This is a genomic window from Vibrio sp. 1159, from assembly GCF_033340395.1.
Classification (GTDB): Bacteria; Pseudomonadota; Gammaproteobacteria; order Enterobacterales; family Vibrionaceae; genus Vibrio; species Vibrio alginolyticus.
In genome coordinates, this window is sequence record NZ_JAWOWL010000039.1 from 31,884 (window position 1) to 51,699 (window position 19,816).

Consider the following 19,816-nt stretch of genomic DNA (forward strand, 5'->3'; position numbering starts at 1 on the left):
TTGGGCGTCATTCTTGTAGTGTATTAAGGTTATTAGATGAGTGTTGCTCACGTACTGGAATTAGATTCTCAAATCGAGTTGCTTGATAGATTAGGTCTACTGACTAACTTTGGTTCCAATCTAATTGCGATTAATGGTCATGATGGGTACGGGAAATCTTGGTTAGCGCAGCGATACCTTGAAGTGGGTGCCAGTAACAAGAATCAATGTTTGTTACTTTGTCATTCTAATCAAGACGATGTGCAGCATCGCGTCCTTATTTTGAGTCAACTGGTTTCAGACGCATTGTTTAATCAGCAAGAGCCTTTACTTGATAGCCTTGAAAGGCTTTTAGGTGATGAGGCGTGTGACATTGCAATTGTTGTAGATGATGCGCATTTATTGAGTGAGACACTTATCTCTGAGCTTTGGATGCTGGTCTTAGAGGCGCACCATAAGCCAAATTGGACCATCAATGTCTTACTGTTTACACAGTCTGGACGTTTAGACGGTTTGCTAGCACGTCTCAGTTATGGACAAGAGATAAAGCCTGTTGAGCTTGATATTGATATGTTGTCCGAAGTGGAAGCTCGTCGTTTCTTTGAGTCACTTGTTGCGCGCTACGTCGATGATGAGTCTGAGAAACGGGTTCGAGATGCATTTAAAAAAGTCGACCCAGTACCGGGTGACATCATGGCGTTAGGAGAGATGAAAGTGGAAAAAAGGATCATTATCCGCTCGATTGTCGGTTCACCCCTGAATATTGCGTTGGTGGTATTAGTCTTACTGTTGCTTGCTGCTGGTGGCTATTGGTGGATGCTTAGTCAACCAAGTCCTGATGATAAAGCGCAGCAAATTGCTGGCAGTTTAGAGCAAACGGCTATTCCAACTTTTGAAGAGTCAGGAGTCAGTGCAGCGCAGTCTTCACTGCAACCTGTAACCGATGGCTCTAGCAGTCTTGATAAGTCTGGTGCGGTTGATGATTCTGATTCATTACCGCCAGCTGTGACAGAAGAAGTAGCGAGCGTAGGCAGTGATGACAATCAACAAAGAGTGGTGATTGAGTCGAATGTGGTCGATGCATTGCTTGAAGGTAAAGCTGATTCAGCAGACACAAAAGCGATTGATGATGTCGTAGGTACTGAGAAGACAGAAACCGCCGATGAAACTAGCTCCCCTTTGATTAAAGTCGTAAAACCGAATCAAGATATGACGCAAGCACCTGCTCAGTCAGAAGAGGGTGAGGCAAACCAACCTGTTGTGAAGTTTTCATTTGCTCGTGAAGAACTAAAAGCGCTATCGCCAAGAGCTTATACTTTACAACTCGCAGCTATGACCTCAATGGAAGATGTACAATCCTTTCTCAATGAGCATCAACTGAATAATCAAGTGCGAATTTATCCTACCGTTCGTAATGACACCGAGTGGTATATCATCACATATCAAGATTATCCGACAATTCAAATGGCTCGTGATGCCGTCGCAAGCTTGCCAGATTCGGTTAAGTCGGTGAGTCCTTGGGCAAAATCACTCCGTCAGGTTCACCGTGAAATTGAACGAGTGAAATAAACCTGAGCTTCCCTGAAAAATATGTTACATTCCGCAGCCTTAATTTTTGGTCGATAGATAGAGCAGTAGATGAAAAAGCAACGAGCCTTTCTTAAATGGGCAGGAGGAAAATACGGACTGGTTGAAGACATCCAACGTCATTTGCCGCCGGCTCGAAAGCTAGTTGAACCTTTTGTTGGTGCGGGCTCAGTGTTCCTGAATACCGATTATGACCATTATCTACTTGCAGATATCAATCCAGATTTGATCAATCTGTACAACCTGCTGAAAGAACGCCCTGAAGAGTATATCTCTGAAGCGAAGCGTTGGTTTGTCGCTGAGAACAACCGCAAAGAAGCCTACCTACACATTCGCGCTGAATTTAATAAAACCGATGACGTGATGTACCGCTCTTTAGCGTTTTTGTACATGAACCGCTTTGGTTTTAATGGCCTATGCCGTTACAACAAAAAAGGTGGCTTCAATGTACCGTTTGGCTCTTACAAAAAACCGTATTTCCCTGAGGCGGAACTGGAGTTTTTTGCAGAAAAAGCCAAAAAAGCTACGTTCGTTTGTGAAGGTTATCCTGAAACATTTCGTCGTGCGCGCAAAGGGAGCGTCGTGTATTGCGATCCACCTTATGCGCCGCTTTCAAATACGGCAAATTTCACCTCATACGCAGGTAATGGTTTCACGTTGGACGACCAAGCTGCATTAGCCGACATTGCTGAAAGAACAGCGACTGAACGTGGCATTCCTGTGTTGATTTCTAACCACGACACTACCTTGACACGTCGGTTGTATCACGGTGCGGATCTTAATGTGGTAAAAGTAAAGCGTACCATTAGCCGTAATGGTAACGGTCGTAATAAAGTTGATGAGCTACTTGCGCTTTTTCATGCCCCAGACATGGATAAATCAAACTCTTAATTCTCACACTATTATATCTAAATAGTGGATCTCCCCACTGGCTTCGGTAGAATTGCGCGCAGATTGTTTGCTCATTACTACTGAGGTCAGGTATGAAAGATTTTCTTATTGCTCCATCCATTTTATCGGCAGATTTTGCTCGTCTCGGTGAAGATGTAGAAAAAGTACTCGCAGCGGGTGCGGATGTGGTGCATTTCGACGTTATGGATAACCACTATGTACCAAACCTGACTTTTGGTGCGCCTGTGTGTAAAGCACTACGCGATTATGGCATCACAGCGCCAATCGATGTTCACCTAATGGTGAAACCCGTTGACCGTATTATTCCTGATTTCGCAAAAGCGGGTGCGTCGATGATTACGTTCCATGTAGAAGCTTCTGATCATGTAGACCGTACACTGCAGTTAATTAAAGAGCACGGCTGTCAGGCTGGTGTGGTACTAAACCCAGCAACGCCACTTGCAAGTCTTGAATTTATTATGGATAAAGTCGACATGATTCTACTGATGTCGGTAAACCCTGGTTTTGGTGGTCAATCATTCATTCCTCATACACTAGATAAACTGCGTGCCGTTCGTAAGATGATTGACGAGTCTGGTCGTGATATCCGCTTAGAAATCGATGGCGGTGTGAAGGTTGACAACATTCGTGAAATTGCAGAAGCGGGCGCAGACATGTTTGTTGCAGGCTCGGCGATTTTCGGTGAGCCAGATTACAAACAAGTGATCGATCAAATGCGCGCTGAACTGGCTGAAGTTAAATAAGCACCGATAAGCCAGCGCAATAACACGCTGATTTTAAAGGCTGCCAGCTTGTTGGCAGCCTTTGTGTTTTCTAGTATTAGAAGAAATTAAATATCCACTGCGCTGAGCAAATAATCACTTGCCTATTTTACGCCCTTTCTGTACTATTCGTGCTCCTTAAACTCAGTCAATTATCTTTAGTTCCTTGCTTCCTCTGGACGACTGAGCCATTTGTGGAAGCTGAATAATCCGTAAGGAGCAACCAATGCGTCATTACGAAATCGTATTCATGGTGCACCCAGATCAAAGCGAGCAAGTTGCTGGCATGATCGAGCGTTACACTGGTTCAATCACTGAAGCTGGCGGTAAAATCCACCGTCTAGAAGACTGGGGCCGTCGTCAACTGGCTTACCCAATCAACAAGCTTCACAAAGCTCACTACGTTCTTATGAACGTTGAAGCTGACCAAGCTGTAATTGATGAGCTAGAAACTGCTTTCCGTTTCAACGATGCAGTTCTACGTAACATGATCATGCGTACTAAAGCAGCGATCACTGAGCAATCTATCATGCTTAAGCAAAAAGAAGAGCGTGCTCCACGTCGTGAAGAGCGTTCTGAAGCTAAGCCTGAAGCTAAGTCAGAAGCTGCTGAGTAAGTTTTCTTATGGCCAATCGAATGGAGCTGAGCGGCACCATTGCCAAACCGCCCATTCGTAGTAAAAGCCCTGGTGGCATTGAACACTGTCGGTTTTGGCTGGAGCATCGCTCTACTATTATCGAAGCTGACTTACCTCGACAAGTTTATTGTCGTATGCCGGTAGTCGTCAGCGGGCTTGGGTCACAAGCACTAACTCAGAATTTAGTTCAAGGCAGTAACATTAAGGTAAGTGGTTTTGTCACTTATCAAACCGGCCGAAATGGCGTGGGAAAATTAGTGTTACACGCCGACAACATTACTCAAATTTAAGATCAGGAGATAGCCCATGGCTCGTTTCTTCCGTCGTCGTAAATTCTGCCGTTTCACTGCAGAAGGCGTACAAGAGATTGATTACAAAGACGTAGCAACTCTTAAAAACTACATCACTGAAGCTGGTAAAATCGTACCTAGCCGTATCACTGGTACAAGCGCTAAGTACCAGCGTCAACTAGCACGTGCTATCAAGCGTTCACGCTACCTAGCTCTACTACCGTACACTGACAAGCATCAGTAATCGGTTCATTTTATTAAGAAAGAGGATTAAGCAATGCAAGTTATTCTACTTGATAAAATTGGTAACCTAGGTGGTCTTGGCGATACTGCAAACGTTAAATCTGGCTACGCTCGTAACTTCCTTATCCCACAAGGTAAAGCAGTTATGGCAACTAAAGCTAACGTTGAAATGTTTGAAGCTCGTCGTGCTGAACTAGAAGCTAAAGTTGCTGAGCAACTAGCTGCTGCAGAAGCTCGCGCAGAGAAAGTTAACGCTCTAGAAGCGGTAGTTATCGCTTCTAAAGCTGGTGACGAAGGCAAACTATTCGGTTCTATCGGTACTCGTGACATCGCTGACGCTATCACAGCTGCAGGCGTTGAAGTTGCTAAGAGCGAAGTTCGCCTTCCTGAAGGTGCTCTACGTAACACTGGTGAGTTCGAGATCAGCGTTCAACTTCACTCTGAAGTTTTCGCGACAGTTAACCTACAAGTTGTTGCTGCTGAGTAATTCAGTATCAAGACGAAATACTAAAAAGCACCTCCTCGGAGGTGCTTTTTTTATTTCTAAAACTGAGAGAAAAAGGGTTAAAAAGCGAAAAGTAAATTAACGGAAAATACGCTGTCCGCTTTGCTTAAGCCTTCAGGCACTTTATCGTGATACTGACGAGAGTGCGCCAGTTTCAGTGCGATATCTTCAGTAATATCATTGGTTACACTGAGTTCACTATCAGTACGTGTGTTACTTCTACCTGTTACCAACGTAATATCAGCTGCGAAACTTAAATTATCCAACGCATGCCAAGTTGTGTTGATATTTCCTCGAAAAATGCCTTCTCTAACGATATCGGGAAAGACAATATCGTCATCATCTATTTCGTCTAAGTTTGGCTCTTGATAGCGAAAACCAGGGCCTACTTCTACCTCTAAAATGAAGTTCTCAGTGTAGGAGAACTGGTAACCCAAACCACCTGACAACGTATAGTCTTTAAAATAAGCACTGTAGCGAGAATCCACCCCTTTAAAGCTGCCATACAAATATGTCTTAGGGCCTAACTTGTAGTCACTCTGTAGGGAGTAGGTGGATGAGCGTTTGTCTTCTTCACCGTCTTTGTACAAGTTGTAGTACTTCCATTCACCATTAGAACGGTGTCGACCTGACGTATATTCAGCACTCAAACGAGCATTCAGGGAACGAGAGTCCGTGTTACCTGTGTGAGCTTGATAGCCGAACTCCACCTCGGTTTTTAGTGGGTCGGGTACATCAATATTTTGCTCTGGCTGTACTGATTCGTCAGCATACGATGCACTAGCGCACAGTAGGCTAAAGCTAAGTAACCAGTATCGGGACACATCAACCTCGAACGTAATCAAAAAGGAGGGGCATGATACTGATACAGATATTTGGTTGGGTCAATGGTAGGTTAATTTTTATTAGAGCTAGGCGGAAGAACCAGGCTATTACCTGGGTGGTTCACATGATGATTTCTTAACAAGTAATTGTCGCTTCGGGGAAGCATCTCAGTTAGGTTAAGGTTATAATCGTGGGTCAATAGTAGTTATCGAGCAAAGTCATGGCGGAAAACAGAAATCGCAAACCTTCAGACAGTCAGGTCGACGCAATCAAAGTGCCACCTCACTCACTAGAAGCCGAGCAATCAGTAATTGGTGGTCTTTTACTGGATAATGAACGTTGGGACACCGTTGCCGAACGTGTTGTGAGCAGTGATTTCTATAGTCGTCCACACCGCCTGATTTTTGAAGGTGTAAAAACCATTCTTGAAGCGGGTAAACCTCTCGATCTTATTACTTTATCGGAATATCTAGAGCGTCACGAGTTGTTAGAAGATGTAGGCGGTTTTGCTTACCTCGCTGACTTGGCGAAGAATACGCCAAGTGCAGCTAACATCAATGCGTATGCTGATATTGTCGCTGAGCGTGCGATTGTTCGTGGCCTTATTGGTGTCGCGAATGAAATTGCGGACGCGGGCTATGACCCTCAAGGTCGCAGTTCTGAAGATTTAATAGACATGGCGGAGAGTAAAGTTTTTGCTATCGCCGAGTCTCGAACTAGTGAAAACGAAGGACCACAAAACGTCGACAACATCCTCGAAAAGACGTTAGAACGTATCGAGTTGTTGTATAAAACGCCACAAGATGGTGTTACGGGGGTCGATACCGGTTTCACCGATCTCAATAAGAAAACCGCAGGTTTGCAAGGCTCTGATTTGGTGATTGTCGCAGCGCGTCCATCGATGGGTAAAACGACCTTTGCGATGAACTTGTGTGAAAATGCGGCCATGCAACAAGAAAAGCCCGTACTTATTTTCTCGTTAGAGATGCCAGCTGAACAGTTGATGATGCGTATGTTGGCCTCTTTGTCTCGTGTTGACCAAACCAAGATCCGTACGGGTCAGCTAGATGACGAAGATTGGGCGCGTATTTCTTCTACTATGGGTATCCTGATGCAGAAGAAGAATATGTACATTGATGATAGCTCTGGTCTAACTCCGACCGAAGTGCGTTCGCGCGCTCGCCGTATCGCTCGTGAACATGGCGGTCTGTCGATGATCATGGTTGACTACCTTCAGTTGATGCGCGTGCCTTCGTTAACCGATAACCGTACTCTTGAGATTGCTGAGATCTCTCGCTCTCTTAAGGCGCTGGCAAAAGAGCTAAATGTGCCTGTTGTGGCACTGTCGCAGCTAAACCGTTCCCTAGAGCAACGTGCGGATAAACGACCAGTAAACTCGGACTTGCGTGAATCCGGTTCCATCGAGCAGGATGCCGACTTGATCATGTTCATCTACCGTGATGAGGTTTATCACCCAGATAGTCCGTACAAAGGTACGGCCGAAATCATTATTGGTAAACAGCGTAATGGTCCTATCGGCTCTGTTCGCCTCACTTTCCAAGGTCAACATTCGCGTTTCGACAACTACGCGGGTCCTGCATTCGATATTGATGATGAGTAATCCCATGAGCTATATGAAAGCGGCCAAGGCGTGCATTGATTTGTCTGCGTTGCAGCACAACTTACAGCGCGTAAAAGCTCAAGCGCCACAAAGTAAAGTGATGGCTGTCGTCAAGGCCAATGGTTATGGTCACGGATTACGTCATGTCGCAAAACATGCTAACCATGCGGATGCGTTTGGTGTGGCTCGTATTGAAGAAGCATTGCAACTGCGCGCTTGTGGAGTAGTAAAGCCGATTCTATTGCTAGAAGGTTTTTACTCTCCTGGTGACTTACCTGTTCTTGTGACGAACAACATCCAAACTGTGGTGCACTGTGAAGAGCAGCTTATCGCCTTGGAGCAAGCAGACCTTGAAACTCCGGTTGTCGTGTGGCTGAAGATTGACAGTGGCATGCACCGCCTTGGGGTTCGTCCTGAACAATATGACGAGTTTGTAACGCGGCTGAAGGAGTGTCCAAATGTAGCGAAACCGTTGCGTTACATGAGCCACTTTGGCTGTGCAGATGAGCTGGATAGCGATATTACCCCACAACAGATTGAGCTGTTTAAATCGTTGACTTCTGGTTGCCAAGGGGAACGTTCACTGGCGGCATCTGCGGGGTTATTGGCATGGCCTCAAAGCCATTTAGATTGGGTTCGTCCGGGTATTATCATGTATGGTGTGTCGCCATTCGATGACAAAACGGCGCAAGATCTTGGGTATCAGCCTGTCATGACACTTAAATCCCACCTTATTGCGGTACGTGAAGTGAAGAAGGGCGAAAGTGTTGGCTATGGTGGTATTTGGACCAGTGAGCGAGATACAAAAGTTGGGGTCATCGCTGTAGGGTATGGCGACGGTTACCCAAGAAGTGCTCCAAACGGTACGCCGGTGTGGGTTAATGGCCGTAAAGTACCTATTGCAGGTCGAGTTTCCATGGATATGCTGACGGTCGATTTGGGACCAGACGCAACGGATAAAGTCAGCGACGAAGCGATTCTTTGGGGGAAAGAGCTCCCAGTAGAAGAAGTGGCGGGTCACATTGGTACGATTGCGTATGAACTCGTGACTAAGCTAACGCCTCGCGTCGAGATGGAATACTCCAAATAAACAACGAAAGGCTAACCCAAGGTTAGCCTTTGTTTTATCTACTCACCGTTAATCGTAGCAATAACGCGGCGGCCGCCACCAAAGTCTCGATGCTCACCCAAGTAAATACCTTGCCATGTTCCTAAAGCTAATCGACCATTTTGGATTGGTACCGTCACACTACTGCCAAGCAGTGATGCTTTAATATGTGCCGGCATGTCGTCGTCACCTTCATAGGTGTGCTGATAATAAGGAGCACGCTCTGGCACAAACTTATTGAAGTGCGCTTCCATGTCCATACGCACGGTTGGATCAGCATTCTCATTTAAGGTCAAACTGGCGGAGGTGTGCTGAATAAATAAGTGTAATAAACCTACTGAAAGTTCGTTTATTTGTGGTAATTGTTGTTCAATTTCATCAGTTATCAGGTGAAAACCGCGGCTTCTCGCTTTTAATTGCAGTGTTTTTTGTGCCCACATACGTGTTCCTTTGGAAATTTATAAATTGGCGTCTATCCTATTCCAATTAGAGCCTGTCATTAGTAAATGATATGATTCTTGTCATCGTAAATGAATGTTCAATTTCAGGGCAGGGAACGTGACCTAACTCAATGTGAGTGTAAAAGCTCTCGGTCATAATTGGCGCCTGAAAAAAAATTACAAAGACTTGTTTTGTGGCAATTTGCCCAAACATCTAATTTATATTCTATTTGCTAAATCGGGGATTCCACAGTTTTCGCTAGACTGTAAGGAATGGAACCTACTGTAACATCGGGATAAAGACCATGTTGAAAAATATCAATCCAACGCAAACACAAGCTTGGAAAGCGCTAACGGCGCATTTCGAATCTGCACAAGATATGGATCTTAAAGAGCTGTTTGCTCAAGACGCAGCGCGTTTCGACAAATACTCTGCACGTTTCGGCTCAGACATCCTAGTCGATTACTCAAAGAACCTCATCAATGAGGAAACTCTGAAGCACCTGTTTGCTCTTGCGAAAGAGACCGAGCTGAAATCTGCAATTGAAGCGATGTTCAGTGGTGAAGCGATCAACCAAACAGAAGGTCGCGCTGTTCTTCACACTGCACTACGTAACCGCGCTAATACTCCAGTTATGGTAGATGGCGAAGACGTAATGCCAGCAGTGAACGCGGTTCTAGAAAAAATGAAATCATTCACTGAGCGCGTTATCGGCGGTGAATGGAAAGGTTACACAGGCAAAGCAATTACCGATATTGTGAACATCGGTATCGGCGGTTCTGACCTTGGCCCTTACATGGTGACGGAAGCTCTAGCGCCATACAAAAATCATCTAAACCTTCACTTCGTATCTAACGTTGATGGTACACACATCGTTGAAACGTTGAAGAAAGTTAACCCAGAAACGACGTTATTCTTGATCGCGTCTAAGACGTTTACAACACAAGAAACCATGACTAACGCGCACACTGCTCGTGATTGGTTCCTAGAATCGGCGGGTGATCAGGCTCATGTGGCTAAGCACTTTGCTGCGCTTTCAACAAACGCGACAGCCGTGTCTGAATTTGGTATCGATACAGCGAACATGTTTGAATTCTGGGACTGGGTTGGTGGCCGTTACTCACTATGGTCTGCGATCGGTCTATCAATTGCACTAGCAGTAGGTTTCGACAACTTCGTTGAGCTGCTTGATGGCGCTCACGAGATGGACAAGCACTTTGTATCAACAGATCTAGAAAGCAACATCCCTGTGATCCTTGCGCTTATCGGTATTTGGTACAACAACTTCCACGGTGCGGAATCAGAAGCTATTCTGCCTTACGATCAGTACATGCACCGTTTCGCGGCGTACTTCCAGCAAGGTAACATGGAATCAAACGGTAAATACGTTGACCGTGACGGCAATGCTGTAACTTACCAAACTGGCCCAATCATTTGGGGTGAACCAGGTACCAACGGTCAGCACGCGTTCTACCAGCTAATTCACCAAGGTACTAAGCTTATCCCATGTGACTTCATTGCACCTGCAATTAGCCACAACCCAGCTAGCGATCATCACCAAAAACTGATGTCTAACTTCTTCGCGCAAACTGAAGCTCTAGCGTTTGGTAAAAATGAAGAAACCGTGAAAGAAGAGTTGGTGAAAGTAGGTAAGAATGCTGAAGAAGTGGCAGCGATTGCGCCATTCAAAGTGTTTGAAGGTAACCGTCCAACAAACTCTATTCTAGTGAAGCAAATCACGCCTCGTACGCTAGGTAACTTGATCGCAATGTACGAACACAAAATTTTCGTACAAGGTGTTATCTGGAATATCTTCAGTTTTGACCAGTGGGGCGTGGAGCTAGGTAAACAACTGGCTAACCAAATCCTACCTGAGCTTGCAGACGAGTCTCAAATCAGCTCGCATGACAGCTCAACAAATGGTCTAATCAACGCATTTAAAGCGTTCAAAGCTTAATGTTTGAATAGATAAAGAAAAGGTCAGCAAATGCTGACCTTTTTATTGCCTGAGGCAAAAACAAAATAGGTTGGCCAGTGCCAACCTATTTTTTCTCTTTTATTCGAAGCAAATTTCGATAAAGGCATTTCCCCATTGGGAAGAGAAAGGCATGATAATAATTGAGCCTTCACACTTGTGGCGAATCGTATGACCTCGGCCCGAAACCACAACCGGTGTTGCCATATCAAAGTCAAAACCACTTTCCGCCAGAATGCGTTTCGCACCACCAGTAACCATGTTGGTGATCTCACCCACCATATCGGTCACTTCTTCATTGAGCCCATTTGGACGTTCACCAAGCATGTTCTGCATGATTTCTAGGGCGAGTGCTTCATCAAAGGTGATCGACATTGAACCACGAGTTTGTGGGCCTACCATACCAATCAGACCAGAAACGTCACCTCGTGCGATCTCATCTTTTTTGATTCGCGGTTTTTGTGGCTTCAGCTCAAGAGAAGCCATAGTTTTTAGCACGTTCATTAAAGAAGCTAAAAACGGGTTTACAAATTCAGCGCGCATAACGTTCTTCTATACTTTTTCTTTCGTCTCGGAGGAACAGGCCTGGCATTCACCATGAGTTTCAATAACTTGGTTGGTCAGTTTGAATCCATGCTTCTCGGCGTTTTCGGCTAACAAGGATATCAGCGTCTCATCTTCGAGTTCAACGACATCACCACATTTATCGCAAATTAGTAATTGGAAAAAGTGCTGCTGAGTATTGAAAGAACAACAAGTAATAAAGCTATTTGTCGATTCCACTCGGTGGATGAAGCCTTGCTCTAGGAGAAAATCTAATGCTCGATAAACAGTGGGCGGCTTAGCCTGAGGCTCACTCTCTTTTAGTTGCTCCAATAGCTCATACGCACTTGAGGCGCGGCGATTAGAACAAATGAGTTCAAATACGCGTCGGCGTTGCGGAGTCAGTCGTACTCCACGCTCTGCGCAGATACTTTCAATTTGTTCAATGATTGTTGGGTTCAAACCTTTCACCATAACTATCGGACGTGCTCTATGATAAATCATTTCTATACGAAGTTCGTTTAGAAATGCTTCATTTTACCCACTATCAAAACGAAAATCATGAATTAAAGCAAGTCGGTGGTGGTGTGAAGGCGGAATAATCATCACAGAATGAATCAACGAATGACAGATTCGTATTACTTCTGCGTATTCCTAAGCACTTGGCTAGTCAGCCAACCAAATCATTCTCGCTGAAACTAGCACCCAGAGGTGCTTGGGTATACAATACCCGACTTATTTTTTGAGCGTACTGCTGCGCTCGACCTTGGCAACATAAAAACGGGTGTTTATATCATGACTCATTCTTGCAGGCTCTCCGTAGCACCAATGTTAGATTGGACTGATCGTCATTGTCGCTACTTCCATCGCTTAATGACCAAAGAAACCCTGTTGTACACTGAAATGGTGACGACAGGTGCGATCATTCATGGAAAAGGAGATTTCCTGGCTTATAACGAAGAAGAGCATCCGTTAGCCCTTCAACTTGGTGGTTCAAACCCAGCAGATTTGGCTACGTGTGCCAAGCTAGCGCAAGAGCGTGGCTACGATGAGATTAACCTAAATGTGGGGTGTCCATCTGACCGCGTACAAAACGGTCGATTTGGTGCTTGCCTAATGGCTGAACCGCAGTTAGTTGCGGATTGTGTCGCAGCAATGAAAGACGTGGTCGATATCCCTGTAACAGTCAAGACTCGCATTGGTATTGATGATCAAGACTCTTACGAATTCCTAACGGATTTCGTTTCTATTGTTTCAGAAAAGGGTGGCTGTGAGCAGTTCACTATCCACGCACGTAAAGCATGGTTAAGTGGTCTAAGCCCAAAAGAAAACCGTGAGATCCCACCATTGGATTACCCACGCGCTTACCAATTGAAGCAAGACTTCTCACACCTAACGATTGCGATTAACGGTGGCGTGAAATCATTAGAAGAAGCAAAAGCACATCTTCAGCATCTTGACGGTGTGATGATTGGTCGTGAAGCATACCAAAGCCCATATTTACTGGCATCGGTAGATCAAGAGTTGTTTGGCTCTAATGCTCCAGTGAAGAAACGCAGCGAAATTGTTGAAGAGATGTATCCATACATTGAAGCGCAATTAGCGAAAGGTGCGTACCTTGGTCATATTACCCGCCACATGTTAGGTTTGTTCCAAAGCATGCCCGGTGCTCGTCAATGGCGTCGTCATATCAGTGAAAATGCGCACAAACCAGGTTCTGGTCTAGAAGTATTGCAAGACGCGCTAGCTAAGATTCCAAAAGAATTGAATGTGTAAAATTCGCCAGTGAATGGCTAAAATTACCAACTAAAGAATGATAAAGCCAGAGTGCAGAAATGCCTCTGGCTTTGTTTTTTTATTAAAAATCATAATCTTAACTTCGTTTCTGTAAGTTGGTATGGAAACTGCTCTGTTTATTGAAAACAAATGGAGAAGTGATTATGTTGGAGCTAATCTTTATTTTAGTCTTTGCGGCGACCTTGTTGGTTACGGGTATCACAATGATGACCGTATTCGCAGCAACTGGTATTGCGTTAGTTGTGATGTTTTTACTGGGAATGGTTGGAGCGGTACTTAAACTATTACCATGGTTAATCGTGATTGCATTGGGTATTTGGTTCTTCAAGAATTACGTCGCTCAGCCCCGCTATAAATAATGAGTAACATCATTTAGTTGATGGAGAGGCGTGAGAATATGGTATATTTCCTCTCACGTCCTCTACGTGAATATCAGCTATCTCGGAGTAAATACTACATGACAAATAAAGCGAACATCGCTTTAACGGCATTATCGTTGGCAGTATCTTTTCCTGTTTTTGCAGAGTACTCTGTATCGACAAAAGTCGGCGCAGAGGTATGGGCTGCCGACACTAAAGTTAATGAAGTGAGACGAGATAGCAGTACCGCAGGCACTTTTTACGCGGCGATTGAACATGATGTTAAATACGTCCCTAATGCGCGCCTTCGTTACTCAAGTGTTGATGCGGATTACATGGGGTTCGATAAGCTCGATTTAACCTTGTATTACCACGTTCTAGAGCATGATTTATTGCACTTTGATGCGGGTCTCACGTTTAGTAATTTAAGTGACACTAAATACATTGATGCTGGCTCAAGCAGGCGTGTAGAAGAATTTGATGAGCTGATTTGGGCTTGGTATGGTTACGCAGAAATTCAAGTTCCGGATACAAACTTTGATGTGATTGGTGAGATAAACTTTGGTGACAACAAAGGTATCAAAAGCACCGATTTCATGGCAGGTGTTCAATACAATGTACCGCTCGAAAAAGCTCGACTGGCTTTTCGTGGAGGTTACCGTGTGATTGATTTAGAGTCCGATAAATTCATGTCGGATCTAGGGAAAGAGTTTATTTTTGCTAACGGCTTCTTTGTGAGTGCGGAATACGCGTTCTAAACTCAGCCATGTTAGATATTCGATTTACTTAAAACGTCGCTTTATAAGCGGCGTTTTTTTATATCACTTCATTATATCTAATCGAAATTTCTCCCTATTTGGCTGATTTAGACCATGCTTACCTAGGAGCAATGTGAAAGTTAAAACAGGGATAGCGATGACAATAAATGAACTAAGACATCTATTCCGTGAAAATCAGCTTATCGAAGCGATTATTGAGCCTGCAATCCAAGAGGGTGGTTGGGTTGTAGAGTTCAGACATGCGCGCGGTGGTTTTGTTTTTCTAACGGACAGTCACGGCGAAGAATGTCTTTATGAAGATTTGGATACTGCGTCAAAATCGGCAATGGCAGTAGGCTTTCAACAAGTCCGCATTGAAGATCGATGAGCAAAAAGTAAGCCGTTCTTACTTCCAAAAAGTTATAAAACATTCACTTCTATTCTTTCTTGTTATTAAGGAGAGTGGGTACTCTATCGTCACGCAATGAATAGGGATGTCGTGATAATGTCTTTTCAAAAGAATGAGTATTCTCACAAGAATGTGTCTGAAGATAATAATGGGCAAGGAGGAAATCCTCCAATCGCAAGCCCTCTGAATGACCAACAAATTAGCTCACTCCAACAAACTGTCTCTGAGTTGTCTTCACAGCAACTTGCTTGGGTCAGTGGGTATTTTTGGGGATTAGCTCAAAATCAACCAAACACAGCGGTAACGCCAATTGCACAAGCAACGGCAGCCGTATCAGCGAAGCCAGCAGGTAAGTTGAGTATTATTTTTGCTTCCCAAACGGGCAATGCTAAAGGTGTTGCTGAAGCTCTGGAACAGGAAGCAAAAGCAGAAGGAATTGCAGTCGAACTTTTTGATGCAAGCGATTACAAAGGTAAAAACTTAGCCAAAGAAACGCATGTCATTATTGTGGCATCGACTAACGGCGAAGGCGAAGCGCCAGACAATGCCATTGAGCTACATGAGTTTTTGCAATCGAAGAAGGCTCCTAAGCTGCCAAACCTGCAATATGGTGTTATTGCATTGGGAGATTCTAGCTACGAGTTCTTCTGTCAGACCGGTAAAGACTTCGACACTTACCTATCAAAGCTAGGCGCGACTCCATTTATCGAGCGTCTTGATTGCGATGTGGATTATGAAGCCCCCGCAACTGAATGGCGTAAGAATGCGTTAGACAAGGTAAAAGATACACTTTCTTCTGGCTCTGAAGCGGATGTGGTTCAACTTCCTGTGGGTCAAGCTGCGACTGCGCACTCTCCTTACAATAAACAAAATCCGTACACTGCGACGTTACTGACCAGTCAAAAAATCACGGGCCGTGACTCTGGAAAAGACGTTCGTCATATAGAAATCGACTTAGAAGGCTCGGGCTTAACGTATCAGCCAGGTGATGCACTAGGTGTGTGGTTTGAAAATAGCTCGGAACTTGCAAATGCCATTCTTGGTAAGGTCGGTTTGTCTGGGGTTGAGACTGTTGACGTTGATGGTGAAAGCTTGTCAATCCACAGTGCTCTCGTGAGTAAATATGAAATCACAACATCTAACCCGCAGCTCATCACAAAGTTTGCCGAGTTATCCGGTAGCAAGAAGCTACAAAAGTTAGTTGAAGATAAAGATAAGCTTCGCGAGTACTCTGCAAATACTCAAATCGTTGATGTACTGGCAGAAAAGAAAACCAAGTTAACCGCAGATGAGTTGATTGGTTTGCTTCGTCGTCTTACTCCACGCCTTTACTCTATTGCATCAAGCCAAGAAGAGGTCGATGAAGAAGTACACCTAACGGTTGCTTTGGTTGAGTACGAACAAAACGACGAAAAACGATATGGTGGTGCGTCTAGTTTCTTAGCTCAGCGTCTCGAAGAGGGAGATGAAGTTAAAGTATTTGTTGAGCATAACAACAACTTTAAACTGCCGGAAGATGATAGTACTCCAATTATCATGGTTGGTCCTGGCACAGGGATCGCACCATTCCGTAGCTTTATTCAGGAACGTGAAAACCGCGATGCTGAAGGCAAAAACTGGTTGTTCTTTGGTGATCGCACGTTCACTCAAGACTTCTTGTACCAAGTGGAATGGCAAAAGTATCTCAAGTCAGGAGTACTAAGCCGATTGGATGTTGCCTTTAGTCGTGACCAAGTAGAAAAGGTTTACGTACAACATCGCATCTTAGAAAACGCAGCTCAAGTGTGGCAGTGGATCCAAGAAGGCGCTTATATCTATGTCTGCGGTGATGCAACGCGTATGGCAAAAGATGTGCACGACGCATTGGTTATCGTTGCTGAACAAGAAGGCAAGATGCCGCGTGACGATGCAGAACAATTTATTAATGACCTACGTAAAGCGAAACGTTATCAGAGGGATGTTTACTAATGACTTTTTCTACGGACAATAATAAGCAGGTTGTATTAGGTGAAGAGTTAGGGCCGCTATCTGATAACGAGCGCCTGAAGCGAGAAAGCAACTTATTACGTGGCACTATTGAGCAAGATTTACAGGACCCTATTACAGGTGGCTTTACTGCCGACAACTTCCAGTTAATTCGTTTCCACGGTATGTATCAACAAGACGATCGTGATATCCGTAATGAACGCACAAAGCAAAAACTGGAACCATTACATAATGTGATGCTTCGTGCTCGTATGCCTGGAGGCATCATCACGCCAACGCAATGGTTAGCGATCGACAAGTTCGCAACGGAGCACTCTTTATATGGAAGTATTCGTCTGACGACTCGCCAAACGTTCCAGTTTCATGGGGTATTAAAACCGAATATTAAGTTGATGCATCAAACGCTCAACAGTATTGGCATTGATTCGATTGCAACCGCGGGTGATGTAAACCGTAACGTGTTGTGTACCACTAACCCAGTGGAGTCAGAGTTACACCAAGAAGCTTACGAATGGGCGAAGAAGATCAGTGAGCATCTATTACCAAAGACGCGCGCTTATGCAGAGATTTGGCTAGACGGTGAAAAAGTAGAAAGCACGGAAGAAGACGAACCGATTCTAGGCAAGAACTACTTACCACGTAAGTTTAAAACTACAGTGGTTATCCCACCGCAAAATGACGTAGATGTACACGCTAACGATCTCAACTTCGTAGCGATTGCAGATAACGGTAAGCTGGTAGGCTTTAACGTCCTGGTCGGCGGCGGCTTAGCGATGACGCATGGCGATACATCAACTTATCCGCGCCGCGCTGACGACTTTGGCTTTATTCCGCTGGACAAGACACTTGATGTTGCCGCAGCTGTAGTAACAACTCAGCGCGACTGGGGTAACCGTTCAAACCGTAAGAACGCAAAAACCAAATACACATTGGATCGTGTAGGTAGCGATGTCTTTAAAGCGGAAGTCGAGAAACGTGCTGGTGTTAAGTTTGAGCAAAGCCGTCCATATGAATTCACAGAACGTGGTGACCGTATTGGCTGGGTAGAAGGAATTGATGGTAAATATCATTTAGCGCTTTTCATCGAAAATGGTCGCTTATTAGACTTTCCAGGTAAACCACTTAAGACGGGTGTTGCTGAAATTGCCAAAATCCACAAAGGCGATTTCCGCATGACAGCAAACCAAAACCTAATTGTTGCGGGTGTACCTAAAAACGAAAAAGCGAAGATTGAAAAGATCGCTCGTGAACATGGCTTAATGGACGACGGCGTAAGTGAACAGCGTAAGAACTCAATGGCTTGTGTTGCTTTTCCAACTTGTCCGCTAGCGATGGCAGAAGCTGAACGTTTCCTTCCTCAGTTTGTTACTGCTGTTGAGGGGATTCTGGATAAGCACAACCTACCAGAAAATGACAACATCATTTTGCGTGTAACTGGGTGTCCAAATGGTTGTGGTCGCGCAATGTTGGCTGAAATTGGTCTAGTTGGCAAAGCGCCGGGTCGTTACAACTTGCACCTAGGTGGTAACCGTGCCGGTACTCGAGTACCAAAAATGTATAAAGAGAACATCACGGATAAGCAAATCTTAGAAGAGATTGATCTGCTGGTGGCTCGATGGTCGAAAGAGCGTGAAGAAGGCGAAGCCTTTGGCGATTTCACTATTCGTGCTGGCATTATCCAAGAAGTGCTCGTATCAAAGAGGGACTTTCATGCTTGATTCTGTAGCATCCAAGCTGGAGCTCACAGAGTTACTGACATTAACAAAGACGGAGCAAATCCTCCGTCTTGCTCAAATTAATGTCGAGCTCGAAAAGCTTTCAGCACAAGAGAGAGTAGCGTGGGCTTTAGATAATCTAGAAGGCGAGTTCGCGGTTTCTTCTAGTTTTGGTATTCAAGCCGCGGTTATGCTTCATTTAGTTACTCGCGCCAAAGCGGACATCCCCGTCATTCTAACCGATACTGGTTACCTGTTTGCTGAGACGTACCGATTTATCGATGAGCTGACAGATGCTCTCAACCTAAATTTAAAAGTTTATCGAGCCAAGGAAAGTGCGAATTGGCAAGAAGCTCGATATGGAAAATTATGGGAGCAAGGCGTAGAGGGAATTGAAAAATACAACAAGCTCAATAAAGTTGAGCCGATGCGTCGAGCGTTAAAAGAGCTTAATGTTGGAACGTGGTTCTCTGGACTGCGTCGAGAGCAAAGTAAATCTCGTGCAGGTTTACCGATTCTATCAATTCAGAACGGTGTGTTTAAATTTCTACCAGTAATTGATTGGACTAATAAAGACGTTCATTACTACTTAGAACAACACGGCCTTAAATACCACCCATTGTGGGATGAAGGTTACCTTTCAGTTGGTGATACACATACTACTCGTAAATGGGAGCCGGGAATGTCAGAGGAAGAAACTCGATTCTTTGGCTTAAAGCGAGAATGTGGCCTACACGAAGATGATGGCTCTGAACAAGATGGGTCTGGCATATAGCCATAATGCTCTTTAAATAGAGTTTAGGTTAAGTTTAATAAAGATAGCTGCAATAAAGCAGCTTTCTTTATTTATGGTACTTGAAAAACACGTCTCAAAGAACAATTCTGTGGATAAGTTGTGTGAGAGTTTGGGGTAAAGTTGAATAAATAAAGGTTTGATCGAAAACTCATCGTTTAACCATTGTTTTTGCAATTTTTGAAAAATAACACTTGCCAATGTGAGCGCGATCTCTATAATGCCTCCTCGTCGACAGGGCAAGGCCTCACAAGGGGTTAAGCGAAGTTGATAAGGCTGAAAAGAAAAACGAAATAATTTGAAGAAAGTGTTTGACACAATAAATTATCTCGCTAGAATGGCCGCCTCTTCCCAAGTGATGTCAATCACAAAGAAGAGTTGCTCTTTAACAATATAGACCTATCAATCTGTGTGGGCACTCGTTGATGATAATCCAATTAGATACCTCGGTATCAAATTAGGTTTCAATGAAACGAAGTGACCATTGAATCGAAAGATTCAGCACAGTCAATTCAAACATTACTTATGTAATGTTCAGTATTCATTGAGCCGAACAAAATCTTAAATTGAAG

Annotated in this window: 21 protein-coding genes; 17 read left to right on the forward strand and 4 right to left on the reverse strand. The window is 44.4% G+C overall.

The window, feature by feature from the left end:
• Positions 1-36: 36 nt before the first annotated feature.
• From R7127_RS22190 to rplI, 7 genes are all read left to right on the forward strand, one after another.
• Complete coding sequence (locus R7127_RS22190; RefSeq protein WP_033907307.1) at positions 37-1,548, forward strand: SPOR domain-containing protein; 1,512 nt, start codon at positions 37-39, stop codon at positions 1,546-1,548.
• Positions 1,549-1,617: 69 nt separating this feature from the next.
• Complete coding sequence (locus R7127_RS22195; RefSeq protein ID WP_005381301.1) at positions 1,618-2,457, forward strand: Dam family site-specific DNA-(adenine-N6)-methyltransferase; 840 nt, start codon at positions 1,618-1,620, stop codon at positions 2,455-2,457.
• A 92-nt stretch (positions 2,458-2,549) separates the two neighbouring features.
• Positions 2,550-3,221, forward strand: a complete 672-nt coding sequence (rpe, locus tag R7127_RS22200) for a ribulose-phosphate 3-epimerase (RefSeq protein ID WP_005381300.1) — start codon at positions 2,550-2,552, stop codon at positions 3,219-3,221.
• 244 nt (positions 3,222-3,465) lie between these two features.
• Positions 3,466-3,855 carry a 30S ribosomal protein S6 gene (rpsF, locus tag R7127_RS22205; protein WP_005381299.1) on the forward strand — a complete coding sequence of 130 codons (390 nt, stop codon included), beginning with the start codon at positions 3,466-3,468 and terminating at the stop codon, positions 3,853-3,855.
• An 8-nt stretch (positions 3,856-3,863) separates the two neighbouring features.
• Positions 3,864-4,166: a primosomal replication protein N gene (gene priB / locus R7127_RS22210; RefSeq protein WP_005381298.1), complete on the forward strand. Its 303-nt coding sequence runs from the start codon at positions 3,864-3,866 to the stop codon at positions 4,164-4,166.
• Between the two features lie 16 nt (positions 4,167-4,182).
• Positions 4,183-4,410: a 30S ribosomal protein S18 gene (rpsR, locus tag R7127_RS22215; protein ID WP_000090472.1), complete on the forward strand. Its 228-nt coding sequence runs from the start codon at positions 4,183-4,185 to the stop codon at positions 4,408-4,410.
• 33 nt (positions 4,411-4,443) lie between these two features.
• Positions 4,444-4,896, forward strand: coding sequence for a 50S ribosomal protein L9 (gene rplI / locus R7127_RS22220; RefSeq protein WP_005382760.1), 453 nt, complete (start codon positions 4,444-4,446; stop codon positions 4,894-4,896).
• 77 nt (positions 4,897-4,973) lie between these two features.
• Here rplI and R7127_RS22225 read toward each other — a convergent pair whose 3' ends face one another.
• Complete coding sequence (locus R7127_RS22225) at positions 4,974-5,738, reverse strand: DUF481 domain-containing protein (protein ID WP_005381276.1); 765 nt, start codon at positions 5,736-5,738, stop codon at positions 4,974-4,976.
• Between the two features lie 221 nt (positions 5,739-5,959).
• Between R7127_RS22225 and R7127_RS22230 the strand changes: the two genes are divergently transcribed.
• Both R7127_RS22230 and alr read left to right on the forward strand, forming a co-directional pair.
• A complete protein-coding gene (locus tag R7127_RS22230) occupies positions 5,960-7,360 on the forward strand; it encodes a replicative DNA helicase (protein ID WP_005382759.1) in 1,401 nt (466 codons plus the stop codon).
• A 13-nt stretch (positions 7,361-7,373) separates the two neighbouring features.
• Positions 7,374-8,450: an alanine racemase gene (alr, locus tag R7127_RS22235; protein ID WP_031777284.1), complete on the forward strand. Its 1,077-nt coding sequence runs from the start codon at positions 7,374-7,376 to the stop codon at positions 8,448-8,450.
• A gap of 38 nt (positions 8,451-8,488) precedes the next feature.
• On the opposite strand, the gene R7127_RS22240 is transcribed toward alr, so the two are convergent.
• Positions 8,489-8,908 (reverse strand): secondary thiamine-phosphate synthase enzyme YjbQ, encoded by a 420-nt coding sequence (locus tag R7127_RS22240; protein ID WP_005381271.1) that lies wholly within the window; start codon positions 8,906-8,908, stop codon positions 8,489-8,491.
• 305 nt (positions 8,909-9,213) lie between these two features.
• On the opposite strand from R7127_RS22240, the gene pgi reads away from it, so the two are divergent.
• Positions 9,214-10,866: a glucose-6-phosphate isomerase gene (pgi, locus tag R7127_RS22245; RefSeq protein WP_005381270.1), complete on the forward strand. Its 1,653-nt coding sequence runs from the start codon at positions 9,214-9,216 to the stop codon at positions 10,864-10,866.
• A 99-nt stretch (positions 10,867-10,965) separates the two neighbouring features.
• On the opposite strand, the gene R7127_RS22250 is transcribed toward pgi, so the two are convergent.
• Together R7127_RS22250 and zur are read right to left on the reverse strand one after the other, a co-directional pair.
• On the reverse strand, positions 10,966-11,427 hold the full coding sequence (locus R7127_RS22250; protein ID WP_005381269.1) for a chemotaxis protein CheX: 462 nt from the start codon (positions 11,425-11,427) through the stop codon (positions 10,966-10,968).
• Positions 11,428-11,436: 9 nt separating this feature from the next.
• Positions 11,437-11,901 (reverse strand): zinc uptake transcriptional repressor Zur, encoded by a 465-nt coding sequence (gene zur / locus R7127_RS22255; protein ID WP_005381268.1) that lies wholly within the window; start codon positions 11,899-11,901, stop codon positions 11,437-11,439.
• A 321-nt stretch (positions 11,902-12,222) separates the two neighbouring features.
• Between zur and dusA the strand changes: the two genes are divergently transcribed.
• The 7 genes from dusA to R7127_RS22290 all read left to right on the forward strand — a co-directional run bounded on the left by dusA (position 12,223) and on the right by R7127_RS22290 (position 19,226).
• A complete protein-coding gene (gene dusA / locus R7127_RS22260) occupies positions 12,223-13,203 on the forward strand; it encodes a tRNA dihydrouridine(20/20a) synthase DusA (RefSeq protein ID WP_017821727.1) in 981 nt (326 codons plus the stop codon).
• Positions 13,204-13,367: 164 nt separating this feature from the next.
• On the forward strand, positions 13,368-13,583 hold the full coding sequence (gene pspG, locus R7127_RS22265) for an envelope stress response protein PspG (protein ID WP_005381266.1): 216 nt from the start codon (positions 13,368-13,370) through the stop codon (positions 13,581-13,583).
• A gap of 98 nt (positions 13,584-13,681) precedes the next feature.
• Entirely contained in the window at positions 13,682-14,341 is a 660-nt protein-coding gene (locus R7127_RS22270) for a TIGR04219 family outer membrane beta-barrel protein (protein ID WP_005381265.1), read from the forward strand.
• A 157-nt stretch (positions 14,342-14,498) separates the two neighbouring features.
• A complete protein-coding gene (locus R7127_RS22275; RefSeq protein WP_005381264.1) occupies positions 14,499-14,729 on the forward strand; it encodes a hypothetical protein in 231 nt (76 codons plus the stop codon).
• 117 nt (positions 14,730-14,846) lie between these two features.
• The gene (locus tag R7127_RS22280) at positions 14,847-16,718 is read left to right on the forward strand and encodes an assimilatory sulfite reductase (NADPH) flavoprotein subunit (protein ID WP_005381262.1); all 1,872 of its coding nucleotides are present in this window, start codon (positions 14,847-14,849) and stop codon (positions 16,716-16,718) included.
• Positions 16,718-18,454: an assimilatory sulfite reductase (NADPH) hemoprotein subunit gene (cysI, locus tag R7127_RS22285; RefSeq protein WP_318142085.1), complete on the forward strand. Its 1,737-nt coding sequence runs from the start codon at positions 16,718-16,720 to the stop codon at positions 18,452-18,454. Before R7127_RS22280 ends, cysI begins: the two co-directional genes overlap by 1 nt.
• A complete protein-coding gene (locus R7127_RS22290) occupies positions 18,447-19,226 on the forward strand; it encodes a phosphoadenylyl-sulfate reductase (protein ID WP_005382748.1) in 780 nt (259 codons plus the stop codon). The genes cysI and R7127_RS22290 overlap by 8 nt, the downstream gene beginning before the upstream one ends.
• The last annotated feature ends 590 nt before the right edge of the window (positions 19,227-19,816 follow it).